Origin of the sequence: Ciceribacter sp. T2.26MG-112.2 (assembly GCF_900492205.1) — a bacterium.
Lineage (GTDB): Bacteria > Pseudomonadota > Alphaproteobacteria > Rhizobiales > Rhizobiaceae > Allorhizobium > Allorhizobium naphthalenivorans_A.
The window spans coordinates 19989-34450 of sequence record NZ_UEYQ01000011.1 but is presented as its reverse complement, the minus strand read 5'-3'; the positions used below and the strand labels follow the sequence as shown (position 1 = coordinate 34450).

Here is a 14462-nt window from a genome sequence, read left to right as displayed (position 1 = left end):
TTTATCGCCATTCACCGCAAACAAGACGCGTCCTCCACCATCCAACGCACGAATTCACCAAAACCAAGGCCGGCATGCGCCGCCATTTCGGGCACCAGCGAGGTTGGGGTCATGCCGGGCTGGGTATTGATTTCCAGCCAGATAAGCTCGCCATCCTCGGAGAAACGATCGTCATAGCGGAAGTCCGAACGACTCACCCCGCGACACCCGATTGCCTGATGCGCCGTAACGGCCAATGATTGTATTTTTTGGTAAATTTTCGGTGAAATTTCCGCAGGAAGGACATGCCGCGAACCACCCGCGACATATTTCGAGTCGTAATCATAGAAGCTGTGACCCTGAGGCACGATCTCGGTCACACCGAGCGGCTTGCCGCCCATGACGCCACAGGTCAGCTCGCGACCGGCGACGTAGTGCTCGACCATCACGCGATCGCCGTAGCGCCATTCGCTCGAGGTCAGCGATTGCGGCGGATGCGCCATATCCTCGCGAACGATGACGACACCGAAACTCGAACCTTCGCACACGGGCTTGACCACATAGGGCGGCGCGATCGGATGTTCGTTGCCGATATCGAAACGCGACATGACGCGCGCTTCGGCGACCGGCACCCCGGCATTGCCTGCGACGATCTTCGCCTGACCCTTGTCCATGGCGAGCGCCGAGGCGAGCACGCCGGAATGCGTATAGGGGATCTGCAGATATTCGAGCACGCCCTGGATCGTGCCATCCTCGCCGAACGGCCCATGCAGCGCATTGAAGGCGACGTCCGGACGCAACTCGGCGAGAACCTGGCCGACATTGCGGTCAACGTCGACGCGCGTGACGCGGTAGCCCTCGGCCTCGAGGGCCTCGGCGCACGCCTTCCCGGAGGAAAGCGACACCGGCCTTTCGGAGGAAAGGCCACCCATCAGGACGGCTACATGCTTGCCACTCATCAACGCCCCCGCATATCGCGAAACACCAACCGGACATCTGGCGCCGGATTTCTCGGTTGGGAGGGGCGCCGTCCTTTGCATCAGTTAGACGACATTAAGGTTAATGAAGTGTTTACTTTCGTTAACCGGCGGACCCGGCGGCCCGATTTTTTTGCCGCACGAGACAGGCGATCAGGATCGCAAACCCTTGCGTATCAACGACTTTTCCAGAAAATGCGGAGATTGGGTCAGCCTACCCGGCGGCTCGGTTCGGCACCGGCGAGAGCCGTCGGTAGCTTGATCATGCCGGTCGAAAGCGAGTCGATGTCGCGGTGGCTAACGATTCTGTCGCGCCCACCGGCCTTCGCCACATAGAGCGCACGATCGGCCTCGGAGAAGATTTCGTTAAAGCTGCGACCATTCGGCAGGTCCGCAACGCCGCCCGAAATCGTCACCTTGACGCGACGACCATTGCAGGGAATGTCGAGTGCGGCGACCCGGCGGCGGACATGCTCGGCCCGTTCGGTGATCGTCTCGACACCCGAAGCTGGCCACAATACCGCGAATTCCTCGCCGCCTATCCGCGCGCAGACCTCCGAATCGCCAAACCCCTCCCGGATGACCTCCGCCACGGCAGCGATCACCTCGTCGCCGACCGAATGACCGAAGGTATCGTTGATCGTCTTGAAGCGATCGATGTCGAAAAGGACGAGGGAGACATCGCCCTTGCCGTCGTCGAAAGCCCTCTGGAAGGCACGGCGGTTGAGCAGGCCCGACAGCATGTCGATGCGGCTGATCCGCTCGAATTCGGCACGCGAGATGCCGAGATCGTAGATGGCAAAGCCGACAACCGCATAGGCGATGACCGCGACGACGAAGGAGACCGGGGGCGTCAGCACGGTGGCGATCACCAGCGCCGGCGCGAGATCGTAAGGCAGAAGGTCGAAGGCGACGAGGCCGAAATGGGCGCAGACATTGAGGACATAGGCGAGGACCGCGATCTTCACCGCCATCCAACCGGCGCGTGAAATCACTGCACCGCGGCTGGCAAACTCCCCGAGCGTCAGCTGGCCGACGATCCAGTTCTTCGTTGCATTTTCCATGAGCCACTCCGCAAACCCATGAAAGCATAGGGGGAGCCGCTTAACAATTCGTCGCGGGCAGGGAGGCGATTCGCTTTTATTCGCCGACCTGCGACAGCCGAACGCCGGGCACCGGGATGGATGGGGTGTCCCGCCCTGCCCCGTATCTCAGGCCGTCGTGACGCCGTGGAAGGGCTTGACCTCGCGGCCCGGCATGAAGATGCCGATGCGCTTGATTTCCCATTCGAGCTTGATGCCGGCATGCTCGAACACGCGCTGGCGCACGGTCTCGCCGAGATATTCGAGATCATAGGCCGTGGCATGGCCGACATTGATCATGAAATTGCAGTGCAGCGACGACATCTGCGCCCCACCGATCATCAGCCCACGGCAACCGGCCTGGTCGATCAGTTCCCAGGCCGAGTGACCGGGCGGGTTCTTGAAGGTCGAGCCGCCGGTCTTTTCCTTGACCGGCTGGACCGTCTCGCGATGGTGACGCACGGCATCCATGTCGGCGCGGATCTTGGCCTTTTCTTCCGGATAGCCTTCGAAAAGCGCGCTGGTGAAGATCAGCCCCTCCGGTGCCGCCGAATGGCGATAGCTGTAGCTCATCTCGGCCTTCGAGAGCACATGCACGTTACCCTGGCGGTCGACGGCCTCGACCTCGATCAGACGCTCGGCGGTCTCCCCGCCATTGGCGCCCGCATTCATGCGGATCGCCCCGCCGATCGAGCCGGGAATGCCGTAGTAGAAGTGGAAGCCACCGATATTGTGGTCCATGGCCATCGCGGCGATGTGCTTGTCCGGGCAGATCGCGCCGGCGCGGATACGGTTTTCGCCGGCAAGCTCAACCTGGCCAAAACCCTTGGCCGACAGACGGATGACCACGCCCGGAATGCCGCCGTCACGCACCAGAAGGTTGGAGCCGACGCCGACGACGGTGAGCGGCACCTCTTCGGGCAGCAGCTTCAGGAACGCGACGAGGTCGTCCGTGTCGTGCGGCTGGAACATCAGTTCGGCAAGACCGCCGGCCTGGAACCAGGTGACGCGATCCATCGGGGCATCCGGCGTCAGACGACCACGCAATTGATCCACACCCGGCCCGAGCGAGGCCAGCAGCTTTTCCCCATCCACCTGCTTCATTTCAAGACTTTCCTGACAACGCTTCCAGTTCGCGGGGCAGAGCCGCCGCCCATTGCGTGATGTTACCTGCTCCCAACAGAATCACGAAATCACCCGGTTGTGCAATGCCCGCCACGATCGGTGCGAGTTGGTCGGACGACGTCAGATAGCGCGCGTCGCGATGGCCACCGGCGCGGATACGCTCGACCAGGGCTTCTGCGGTGGCGCCTTCGATCGGGTCTTCGCCTGCGGCATAGACCGGAGCAAGCAACAGCGTGTCGGCATCGTTGAAGCAGTTGGCGAAATCCTCGAACAGACTCGACAGGCGCGAATAGCGATGCGGCTGGTGGACGGCGATAATGCGGCCCTGGCAGGCTTCACGCGCGGCTTTGAGCACCGCCTTGATCTCGACCGGATGGTGGCCGTAGTCATCGAACACCTGCACGCCGTTCCAGGTTCCGGTGAGCGTAAAGCGTCGCTTGACGCCGCCGAAGGACGAAAGGCCCTTGCGGATCGCCTCTTCCGGAATGTCGAGCCGGTTGGCGACCGCAATCGCGGCGCAGGCATTGGCGACGTTGTGGCGACCCGGCATGGGCAGCCGGAGGTCCTTGAAATTGAACACGCGGCCGGTGCGCCGACGGCGGATCTCGACGTCGAAGATCGAATGCGTACCTTCGAGCCGGACGTTCGAATAGCGCACGTCGGCCTGCGGGTTTTCGCCATAGGTGATGACCTTGCGGTCCTCGATGCGGCCGACCAGTGCCTGCACTTCCGGATGGTCGAGGCACATCACACCGAAGCCGTAGAACGGCACGTTCTCGACGAACTGCCGGAAGGCGGCGCGCACCGCATCGAAATTGCCGTAGTGGTCGAGATGCTCGGGATCGATATTGGTGACGATCGCCACTTCAGCCGGAAGCTTGAGAAAGGTGCCGTCCGATTCGTCGGCCTCCACCACCATCCATTCGCCCTCGCCCATGCGGGCATTGGTGCCATAGGCATTGATGATGCCGCCATTGATGACCGTCGGGTCGAGCCCGCCGGCATCGAGCAGTGCTGCAACCATCGAGGTCGTCGTCGTCTTGCCATGCGTGCCGCCGATGGCGATCGCATTGCGGAAGCGCATCAGTTCGGCCAGCATTTCCGCCCGGCGCACGATCGGCAGCAGCTTTTCGCGGGCCGCGACGAGTTCGGGATTGTCCTTCCGAATCGCGGTCGAAACGACCACCACTTCCGTATCACCGAGGTTCTCGGCCTTGTGCCCGACGAAGACCTCGATGCCCTTGGCGCGCAGGCGCTGGACATTGGCCCCGTCGGACTGGTCCGACCCCTGGACGCGGTGGCCGAGATTGTGCAGCACTTCGGCAATGCCGCTCATCCCGATCCCACCGATGCCGATGAAATGGACGAGCCCGATGGAGGTCGGCATCTTCATGAATTGGCTCCCTTCACGTGAGCGATATTCTTGCCTGCCGCAATAGACTCAACCAGATCGGCGAGCAAGCGCGTTGCATCCGGCTTTCCCGCGGTTTTCGCCGCATCCGCCATGCGTGCCAGCCTTTCCGGCTCCTGCATGGCGCTGGTCAGCAACTGCGCCAGACGCTCGGGCGAGAGTTCGGACTGGGCAATCACGCTTGCCCCGCCCGCGCCCGCCAGTGCCGCGGCATTGGCCGCCTGGTCATGGTCGAGCGCATAGGGATAGGGCACGAGGATCGACGGCCGGCCGATCACGGAAAGCTCGGAGACGGTCGAGGCGCCGGACCGGCAGATCAGCAGGTGGGCAGCGGCGATCCGTCCCGCCATGTCGTTGAAGAAGGGCGACACCTCAGCCGGAACGCCAAGCTTCTGGTAGCAACCCGTGACGCGCTCGGCATCCTCGGGCCGCGCCTGCTGGGTGACCGCCAGGCGGTTTCGCAGCGAAGCATCCAGCAGGCTGATGGCGTTCGGCACCGCCGAGGAGAAGAACTGCGCGCCCTGGCTGCCGCCGAACACCACGAGGCGGAACGGCTGGCCCGGCTGTGAAGCTGAATAGGCGACCGAGGAAGCGGCAATGACCGCCGGACGCACCGGGTTTCCGGTCACCACCGTCTTGTCCGCATAGGTACCGCCCTCTGGCAGGAAGCCGCCGGCGATCGCCCTGACCCGCGAGGCGAGCGCCTTGTTGGCGCGCCCCATCACGGCATTCTGTTCATGCACCAGGGTCGGGACGCCGAGGCCTGCGGCGGCCAGAAGCGGCGGCACCGTCGGATAGCCGCCGAAACCGATCACGGCCTTCGGCTTCAACGTCCGAATGAGCTGCTTTGCCTGGCGAAATCCCTTCCACAGCGACAGTAGAGCCCGCGCGACCGCAATCGGGTTCTTCGAGCCGATGGTCGCGGAGGCAACCGTGTGGATCGCCTCGGCCGGGAAGGTGCCGGCATAGCGCTCCGCGCGGCTGTCGGTGACGAGGTGGACCGAATAGCCGCGCTCTGCGAGCAGGTGCCCTAAAGCCTCGGCCGGAAAGAGATGGCCGCCGGTTCCGCCGGCGGCAAGCAGGATGATGCCTTTTGTCATGACGACTTACTCCGCCGGAACGCCGTGAACGGCGCGAAACAGGCTGCGCTCCTGGGCTCGCTTTTCCGGCCGCCGTCGTGTCAGGGCCAGGATGAAGCCGGCCGTGACGCAGATCGCCACCATCGACGAGCCGCCATAGGAGATGAGCGGCAGCGTCATGCCCTTGGCCGGCAGCAGTTCGAGGTTGACGCCGATATTGATCATCGACTGCGTGCCGATCAGCAGCACCAGACCGGCGACGGCGAAACGGTTGAAGTCGTTGCGCTCCTTGAAGGCGTGACTAAGGCCGCGGATGACAAGGAAGGCGAAGATCGAAACGAGGACCATGCAGAAGAAGATGCCGAACTCCTCGGCCGCGACCGAGAAGATGAAGTCGGTGTGACTGTCCGGGATGATCCGCTTGACGATCCCCTCGCCCGGCCCCTGGCCGAACCAGTCGCCGCGGATGATCGCCTGGCGGGCGGTGTCCACCTGGAAGGTGTCACCCTCGCCGGTCAGGAAGCGGTCGATACGGCCGGCGACGTGCGGCAGGGTCAGGTAGGCGCCGAACACGCCGGCGACGCCAATGCCGCCGAGCAGCGTGATCCACAGCCAGGGCATGCCGGCCATGAAGAACATGCCGCCCCAGACGGCCGAGATCAGGATGGTCTGGCCAAGGTCGGGCTGGGCGACGAGCAGAGCGGCGACGATGCCGAACAGGATGATGGCGAACAGATTGCCGGGGATTTCCGGCTGGCGCGCGTGCTCGGCAAACAGCCAGGCGCAGATGACGACAAATGCCGGCTTCATGAATTCGGACGGCTGGATGGAGATGCCGGCAAGGGTGATCCAGCGCCGCGCGCCCTTGACCTCGATGCCAAAGAACAGCGCTGCCACCATCATCAGCAGCGACATCGCCAGGATAACCATGGCCGTCCGGCGCACCTGGCGAGGGGTGAGAAAGGAAAGCCCGATCATCACGCCGAGCGCCGGCAGCATGAAGGCGGCATGTCGCTTGACGAAGTGGAAACTGTCGAGGTTAAGGCGTTCGGCGACCGCCGGTGACGCCGCGAAGGAGAGCATGAACCCGATCCCCATCAAGAGGATGAAGGTGATCATGAACAGGCGGTCGATTGTCCAGAACCAGTCGGCGACCGGACCTCTCTCAACGCGGCTTACCATGTCAATTGCCTCCCTTGGGCACGTCGACCAGCATCGTCACTCCGTCGAGGGCCGCGACGTGGCCGACGAAGGCATCACCTCTGACTTCGAAGTTCTTGTACTGGTCGAAGCTTGCGCAAGCCGGGGATAACATCACGGCAACCGGGTTATTTTCCATGGCCGCATCGGCCGCCGCATGGGCGACAGCCTTTTCCATTGTCCCGGAGATTTCGTAAGGCACGGCATTGCCGAGCGTCGAGGCGAAGGCGGACGCCGCCTCGCCGATCAGATAGGCCTTGGCAATGCGCGAAAAGAGCGGCGACAGGCTGGCGATCCCGCCCTCCTTCGGCAGGCCGCCGGCGATCCAGTAGATCCGCTCATAGCTCGACAGCGCCGGGGCCGCGGCTTCCGCGTTGGTGGCTTTCGAATCATTGACGAAGACGACCCGGCCACGCTGTCCGACCGGCTGCATGCGATGCTTCAGGCCGGCAAAGGATTTCAGCCCCGCCCTCACCTCGTCGGGCGACACGCCGACGGCGAGGCACGCGGCAATCGCAGCAGCCGCGTTCTGCGCATTGTGCGCGCCGCGAAGGGTCTGGATGCCGTTCAGGTCAGCAATCACGGCGGTTGCGCCACCATGCGCCTCGATGATGCGATGACCCTCATTGTAGAGACCGTCGGCCAGCGGCTGGCGCTTGGAAATACGCACGACCCTGGTGCCGGCCCGCTCGACGCGGTCGGCGATCCGTTCCGAGTAGCTGTCGTCCACGCCGACGATCGCCGTCCCGCTGCCGGCGACCAGGCGTTCCTTGATGTCGGCATAATGCTGGATGGTGCCGTGGCGATCGAGATGGTCCGGCGTCACGTTGAGCAGGATTCCGGCGGTCGGGTTGAGCGTCGGGGCCAGATCGATCTGGTAGGACGAGCACTCGACGACGAAGAAGCGCCCGGCTTTCGGTGGATCGAGAGTCAGTACGGCGCGGCCGATATTGCCGCCGAGCTGGGTGTCGCGCCCCGAAGACTGGAGGATATGGGCAATCAGTGCCGTCGTGGTCGACTTTCCGTTGGTGCCGGTGATGGCGATGAACGGGCAGTCCGGCGCTTGCGCCCGGCGCTCGCGCACGAAGATCTCGACATCGCCGATCACGTCCACACCTTCCGCCCGGGCAAGGTCGACCGACCAATGGGGCTTGGGATGGGTGAGCGGCACGCCGGGCGACAGGACCAGCGTGGAGACGGCCTTCCAGTCGATGCCGCGCAGGTCCTCGGTCGGGATGCCCTCGGCCTTGGCCTTGGCGACGCTGTCGGGATTGTCGTCCCAGCAGGCGACATCCGCACCGCCGGCCACCAGCGACGTCGCCGTGGCGAGGCCCGAGCCGCCGAGGCCGAACAGCGCTACTCTCTTGCCCTTGAACGTGGTGGCCGGGATCATCGCGCCCTCACCGCAGTTTCAGGGTGGAGAGGCCGAGCATGGCCAGCCCGACCGCGATGATCCAGAAGCGGATCACCACCTGGCTTTCGGTCCAGCCGAGCTTTTCGAAATGGTGGTGGATCGGCGCCATCAGGAAGACGCGCTTGCCGGTTAGCTTGAAATAGCCGACCTGGATGATGACCGACAGGGTTTCGGCGACGAACAGACCGCCGATGATCGCCATGACGATCTCGTGCTTGGTGGCGACCGCGACCGAACCGATCAGGCCGCCGAGCGCCAGCGAGCCGGTATCGCCCATGAAGATCGCCGCCGGCGGCGCGTTGAACCACAGGAAGCCGAGGCCGGCCCCGATCACAGCGCCGAGCACGACCGCCAGTTCCCCCGTGCCGGGGACGAAATTGATCTGCAGGTAGTTGGAGAACACCGCATTGCCGGTGAGATAGGCGATGATGCCGAACGAAGCGGCGGCGATCATCACCGGCACGATGGCGAGACCGTCGAGGCCGTCCGTCAGGTTGACCGCATTGCCGGCCGAAACGATCACGAAGCCGCCGAACACGATGAAGAACAGGCCGAGATCGATGCTGAAGTCCTTGAGGAAGGGAAAGGCGATCGAGGAACCGAAGGTCGAGCCCTGCGGTCCGGAGCTCAACGCCGTCGTCATCATGAAGTAGACGGCAATGCCGGCAATGACGAACTCGATGCCGAGGCGGGCCTTGCCGGAAAAGCCCTTCTCCGTCTGCTTCGTTACCTTGAGATAGTCGTCATAGAAGCCGATGGCGCCAAAGCCGAGCGTGACCAGCAGGGTGGAGACGACGTAGACGCTGGAAAGATCGGCCCACAAAAGCGAGGAGACGACGATGCCGGCGAGGATCATCAGCCCGCCCATGGTGGGCGTTCCGGCCTTCTTGAAATGGGTCTGCGGTCCGTCGGCGCGGATCGGCTGGCCCTTGCCCTGACGGACGCGCAGCGATGCGATCATCGTCGGGCCGAACAGGAAGACGACGAGGGCGGAAGTCAGGAGCGCGGCTCCCGTGCGGAACGTGATGTAACGGAACAGGTTGAAGAATTGAAAATTGTCCGACAGTTCCACAAGCCAGATCAGCATTGGAGCCCTTTCCAAAAGCCCGGATTAAATTTGGCGCCCCGTGTCGGGGAATGCCGGATACTTGTCAAGGAGAGCGGAGACGATCTTGCCGAAACCGAGGCCGAGCGAGGATTTGACCATGACCACGTCACCCGGAGCGACGGCGCCGGTCACGAAGGAAACGAGTTCATCCGTGGTCGCGCGATATTCGATGTCGACGCTCTCGGGCAAGGCGTCGCGCAGCGCGGCCATTTCCGAACCGGCGAGCCAGACATGCTCGATGCCCGCCGCCAGCAGCGGGCTCGCCAGTTCGGCGTGAACCGCAGGCGAGAAAGCGCCCATCTCCAGCATGTCGCCGAGGACCGCGATCCGCCGCCCCTCGCCTTCCGGCTGGGCTGCCGCCAGCACCGCGATCGCCGCGCGCATCGAGGCCGGGTTGGCATTGTAGCTCTCGTCGATCAGCGTGAAGCTCGCATTGCCGATCGACAGGCGATGGCGCGCGCCGCGGCCCTTGACGGCAGAAAGCTGCGCCAGTGCCTCGATTGCGGCGTCGATGTCGGCACCGACCAGCAAGACGGTTCCGAGCACCGCCATGGCGTTTTCCGCGATGTGCTGCCCCGGCGCGCCGATGACGACCTCACGGGTCTCGCCACCATGATTGAACCACACGGTGGAAAGCTCGGCGGCGCCGTCGAACTCGGCCAGTTGGAACTCCGCCTTGGCATGCTGGCCGAAGGAGTGGACGTTGTCGATGCCGGCGGCCTGCGCCGCGTGCTCGAGAAACTCGAACTGGCTGTTGTCGCGATTGAGGATCACGTCGCCGCCTGGAACGACGCCCTCGAATATCTCGGCCTTGGCGGCGGCGATCTCCTCGATGCCGGAGAAATTGCCCAGATGAGCGGGGGCGATAGTGGTGATGATCGCCACATCCGGCCGCACCATGCGCGACAGCGGGCCGATTTCGCCCGGATGGTTCATGCCGATCTCGAACACGCCGTAGCGGGTGTCGACGGGCATGCGGGCCAGCGTCAGCGGCACGCCCCAGTGATTGTTGAAGGATGCGACGGCCGCATGCACATTGCCGAAGGGCGCCAGCGCCAGCCGCAGCATTTCCTTGGTGGTCGTCTTGCCGACCGAACCGGTGACGGCGATGATCGTTGCCGAGCTCCGGTCACGGGCTGCCAGCGCCAGCTTCTGAAGGGCGCCCAGCACGTCGTCGACGACGATCATCGGCACGGTCAGGCGGCCGAGGGCGGGAAGCTTGGATTCGGCGACGACGAGAAGCGAAGCACCGTTGGCGATCGCGAGGCTGGCAAAGTCATGGCCGTCCACCCGATCGCCCTTGATGGCGAAGAAAGCCTCGCCCGGCGCAATCGTCCGGCTGTCGATTGATATGCCGGTGATCCCCGCGGGCAGCGACCCGAAGGGGCGACCCGCCATGGCCTCGATCATTTCCTGCGCCGTCCAAAGAAAGGTCAATGGTCAAACTCCTCCAGTGCTTTGCGCAATTCCGCATGATCCGAGAACGGCAGCGTGACATCGCCAACCGTCTGGCCCTCCTCATGCCCCTTGCCGGCCACGATCAACGTGTCCCCCGAAGACAGCATGGCGACGCCGGCGCGTATCGCCTGCGCCCGGTCGCCGATCTCGATCGCCTTGGGCGCCGCCGCCATGATCTCCGAACGGATGACCGACGGGACCTCGGAGCGCGGATTGTCGTCGGTAACGATGACGATGTCGGCAAGCCGGCAGGCGATCTCGCCCATGATCGGCCGCTTGCCCTTGTCGCGGTCGCCGCCGCAGCCGAAGACGGTGATCACACGGCCGGTGGTGAAGGGACGGACCGAGGTGAGCACGTTCTCCAACGCATCCGGCTTGTGGGCGTAATCGACATAGGCGAGCGCCCCGGCCTTCGACTGCCCGACCAGTTCGAGACGGCCGGAAGCGCCTTTCAGCTTTTCCAGCGCCTTGATCGCCACGGCCGCATCGACGCCGGTGGCAATGGCGAGACCGGCTGCGACCAGCGCATTGGCGACCTGGAAATCGCCGGCAAGCGGGATATGCACCTCGAAAATCGCGTCACCGAAATGCACTTCGGCAACCTGCTTGTGGCGGAAGTGCTCGACACGCTTCAAAGCCAGGAACTGACCGTTGCGACCGACCGTCAGCACCTTGTGCCCGGCCGCGGTCGCCACCCGGATTGCCTCGGCAGACCACGGATCATCGGCAAAGATCACCGCAGGCGCCCCCTTGGGCAGCAGCGTGTCGAACAACCGCATCTTGGCGGCCATGTAGTCCTCGACCGTCGGGTGATAGTCCATGTGGTCGCGGCCGAGATTGGTGAAGGCGGCCGCGGCGAGCCTGACGCCGTCGAGGCGGCTCTGGTCGAGACCATGGCTGGAGGCTTCCATCGCCGCATGGGTGACGCCCTCGTCGGCGAGTTCGGCAAGCAGCCTGTGCAGCCCGATCGGATCCGGCGTGGTCAGCGAGCCGTAGTCGTTGCGGCTCGGCGAGATGACGCCGGTCGTGCCGATCTGTGCGGCGAGATGACCGGCTTCGGCCCAGATCTGCCGCGTGAACGAAGCAACCGATGTCTTCCCGGCCGTGCCGGTGACGGCCACCATGGTGGGTGGCTGGCGACCGAAAAACGCGGCCGCCGCAACCGCCAGGAACCGGCGCGGGTTTTCGACGACGACAACAGGAACGGAGGCATCGACGGCATGGCCGGCGACGATGGCGACGGCACCACGCGCAACGGCATCGGCGACATAGGCGGCCCCATCCGCCTTGGTGCCGGACAGTGCGACGAAGAGCGTGCCCTTCTCGACCTTGCGGCTATCGGCGGAGAGGCCGGAAATCTCGATGGCGCCGGCGGCAGCGCCGGCCCTGTCCACCTGTCCCTGAAATTCCGCGCCCGCCAGATCCCGCAACAACATCGATCATTCATCCACTGCTGGGAGGCGTTTCTGAAAGAATCGCCGCCTGATTTGAAATTGGCTCAATAAGAGACGAGCAAGGCCGAACCGTCTTCCCCGTATTTGGGTTCTACACCGAGAATTGCGGCGCTTCTGCGGATAATCTCGCCCGCCATCGGGGCGGCCGAGGTACCGGCCAGCGCCGCGCCATTGCCCTTGTCGGTTTTCGGTTCGTCGATGAAGGTCAGCACCACATATTTCGGGTCATCGATCGGGAAGGCGGCGAGAAAGGCATTGAAGTTCTTGTCGCCGACATAGCGGCCGTTGACCACCTTGTCAGCCGTACCGGTCTTGCCGCCGACATTGAAGCCCTCGACGCGCGCATTGCGGCCCGACCCCTTGACGCCATTGGTTTCGAACAGGAAGCGCATGTCCTTGCTGGTCGACGGCTGGATGACCTGTGTCGAGAATTGCTCGGCCTGTTCGCGCGTGCGCGGCAGGAAGGTCGGCTCGATCAGCCTGCCGCCATTGACCATGGCAACGCCGGCAACGGCCGTCTGGAACGGCGTGGTCGAGACGCCGTGACCGAAGGAAATGGTGATCGAGTTGATCTTCTTCCATTCCCGCGGCTGAGACGGCATGGCGACTTCCGGCAGCTCGGTGCGGACCTTGGACAGCAGGCCGAGGCGGGTGAGGAATTCCTTGTGGCCCTCCGTTCCCACCAGGTCTGCGACCTTGGCGGTGCCGATGTTCGACGAATACTGGAAGACTTCCGGGATGGTCAGGATCCTGTGCTTACCGTGGAAATCCTTGATGGTGAAGCCACCGATGCGGATCGGATAGCGGGCATCCACGCTGTCGTTGATGGTGACCTTGCCCGAATCGAGCCCCATGGCGATGGTGAAGGTCTTGAAGGTCGAGCCCATTTCGAACGTACCGTTCGTCATCCGGTTGAGCCAGCCTTCCTGGGCGCTGGCGGCCGGATTGTTCGGGTCGAAGTCCGGCAGCGAACCCATGCCGAGGACCTCGCCGGTATTCGCGTCGATCACGATGGCGCCGGCGCCCAGCGCCTTGAACTTGTCGATCGCGTTGACCAGCACGTCGCGCACGATGTTCTGCACGCGCAGGTCGATCGACAACCTGACCGGCTCGAGCGGCGCATTGCTCGTCATGCCGAGGTCGCGCAGGTCGGCGAGCCCCTGGTTGTCGATATACTTCTCCATGCCCGCCATGCCGCGATTGTCGATGTTGACATAGCCGACAATGTGCGAGGCGGTCGAACCGCCGGGATAAAAGCGGCGCTTCTCCGGGCGAAAGCCGATGCCCGGAATGCCGAGCGCGAGAATCTGGCTCTGCTGCTTGGGGGTCAACTGGCGGCGCAGCCACTGGAAATGCGAATTGGGGTTGGAGAGCTTCTTGTAGGTGCCCTTGATATCGATGTCGGTGAGTACGGTGGCCAGCTTTTCAACCGCCTCGTCCGGATCGACGATCTTGTGCGGCTCGGCAAACAGCGAGACGGTGCGGATGTCGGTCGCCAGGACCTCGCCATTGCGGTCGAGAATGTCGGGACGCGACGCCATAAGCCGGTCGGCCGGAAGGATGCTCGACGTCACCTCCGGCTGGGCATAGCCATATTGCACGAGGCGTCCACCGATCACGCCATAGGCGACGACAAAACCGGCGATCATCAGGCCGACGCGCTTGCGGGCAAGTTCGGTCTTGCGCTTTCCAGTGCCCTTGAAGGCGGCCCCGTTCATCGTCGGCCCACCGCCGCGCTGCACGTCGGTCGAGAAATGCGCCTGGCTCTTCAGCAGCATGATTCGCGAGAGGAATGTCATCAGGGCTTCACCGATCCGGTTGTGATAAGATCCTTGACGGGATCCTGGCTCTTCGTGCCTTCCGCCACCTCGGGCTTGGGCAGTTGATCCTTCGGCATGGGAAGTTCGACGGGCCGCGCCAACTGGTCCGGCGCCGTGGGTTGAAGCTCCAGTTCGGCGCCATAGACGTTGATCAGCCGCTGCAACCGGTTGGGCTGGGTCAGGAGCGCCCAGTCGGCCTTGAGCAGGTCGATCGTATCCTTCTCGAGCTTGATCTCGGCCTCCAGCCGCCGGACTTCCTCGAGCTTGTTGTCGGCGAGATGCTTGATCTGGTAGGTCACGGCGGCCGCGGCCGCCATCGCGCCGATCAGCAGGAGATCGAATGTCCTAATCATCG

Annotated in this window: 12 protein-coding genes; all 12 read right to left on the bottom strand. The window is 63.9% G+C overall.

Features of this window, described 5'->3' with window-relative positions; all coding sequences use genetic code 11:
- Nucleotides 1–11 precede the first annotated feature (11 nt).
- Complete coding sequence (locus DYZ14_RS15600; protein ID WP_154721537.1) at nt 12–938, bottom strand: D-alanine--D-alanine ligase; 927 nt, start codon at nt 936–938, stop codon at nt 12–14.
- A 227-nt stretch (nt 939–1165) separates the two neighbouring features.
- Nucleotides 1166–2020: a GGDEF domain-containing protein gene (locus tag DYZ14_RS15595; RefSeq protein ID WP_154721536.1), complete on the bottom strand. Its 855-nt coding sequence runs from the start codon at nt 2018–2020 to the stop codon at nt 1166–1168.
- A 147-nt stretch (nt 2021–2167) separates the two neighbouring features.
- Nucleotides 2168–3142 carry a UDP-N-acetylmuramate dehydrogenase gene (gene murB, locus DYZ14_RS15590; protein ID WP_154721535.1) on the bottom strand — a complete coding sequence of 325 codons (975 nt, stop codon included), beginning with the start codon at nt 3140–3142 and terminating at the stop codon, nt 2168–2170.
- A 1-nt stretch (nt 3143) separates the two neighbouring features.
- Nucleotides 3144–4556, bottom strand: a complete 1413-nt coding sequence (murC, locus tag DYZ14_RS15585) for a UDP-N-acetylmuramate--L-alanine ligase (RefSeq protein ID WP_154721534.1) — start codon at nt 4554–4556, stop codon at nt 3144–3146.
- Nucleotides 4553–5674, bottom strand: a complete 1122-nt coding sequence (gene murG, locus DYZ14_RS15580) for an undecaprenyldiphospho-muramoylpentapeptide beta-N-acetylglucosaminyltransferase (RefSeq protein ID WP_154721533.1) — start codon at nt 5672–5674, stop codon at nt 4553–4555. The genes murC and murG overlap by 4 nt, the downstream gene beginning before the upstream one ends.
- A 6-nt stretch (nt 5675–5680) precedes the next feature.
- A complete protein-coding gene (ftsW, locus tag DYZ14_RS15575; protein ID WP_154721532.1) occupies nt 5681–6835 on the bottom strand; it encodes a putative lipid II flippase FtsW in 1155 nt (384 codons plus the stop codon).
- A gap of 1 nt (nt 6836) precedes the next feature.
- Complete coding sequence (gene murD, locus DYZ14_RS15570) at nt 6837–8246, bottom strand: UDP-N-acetylmuramoyl-L-alanine--D-glutamate ligase (RefSeq protein ID WP_154721531.1); 1410 nt, start codon at nt 8244–8246, stop codon at nt 6837–6839.
- A 7-nt stretch (nt 8247–8253) separates the two neighbouring features.
- On the bottom strand, nt 8254–9354 hold the full coding sequence (gene mraY / locus DYZ14_RS15565) for a phospho-N-acetylmuramoyl-pentapeptide-transferase (protein ID WP_154721530.1): 1101 nt from the start codon (nt 9352–9354) through the stop codon (nt 8254–8256).
- A gap of 24 nt (nt 9355–9378) precedes the next feature.
- Nucleotides 9379–10812, bottom strand: coding sequence for a UDP-N-acetylmuramoylalanyl-D-glutamyl-2,6-diaminopimelate--D-alanyl-D-alanine ligase (locus DYZ14_RS15560; RefSeq protein ID WP_154721529.1), 1434 nt, complete (start codon nt 10810–10812; stop codon nt 9379–9381).
- The gene (locus DYZ14_RS15555) at nt 10809–12269 is read right to left on the bottom strand and encodes a UDP-N-acetylmuramoyl-L-alanyl-D-glutamate--2,6-diaminopimelate ligase (protein WP_154721528.1); all 1461 of its coding nucleotides are present in this window, start codon (nt 12267–12269) and stop codon (nt 10809–10811) included. The genes DYZ14_RS15560 and DYZ14_RS15555 overlap by 4 nt, the downstream gene beginning before the upstream one ends.
- Nucleotides 12270–12331: 62 nt before the next feature.
- Nucleotides 12332–14086 carry a peptidoglycan D,D-transpeptidase FtsI family protein gene (locus tag DYZ14_RS15550; protein WP_154721527.1) on the bottom strand — a complete coding sequence of 585 codons (1755 nt, stop codon included), beginning with the start codon at nt 14084–14086 and terminating at the stop codon, nt 12332–12334.
- On the bottom strand, nt 14086–14460 hold the full coding sequence (gene ftsL / locus DYZ14_RS15545) for a cell division protein FtsL (RefSeq protein ID WP_154721526.1): 375 nt from the start codon (nt 14458–14460) through the stop codon (nt 14086–14088). The genes DYZ14_RS15550 and ftsL overlap by 1 nt, the downstream gene beginning before the upstream one ends.
- Between the last annotated feature and the right edge of the window lie 2 nt (nt 14461–14462).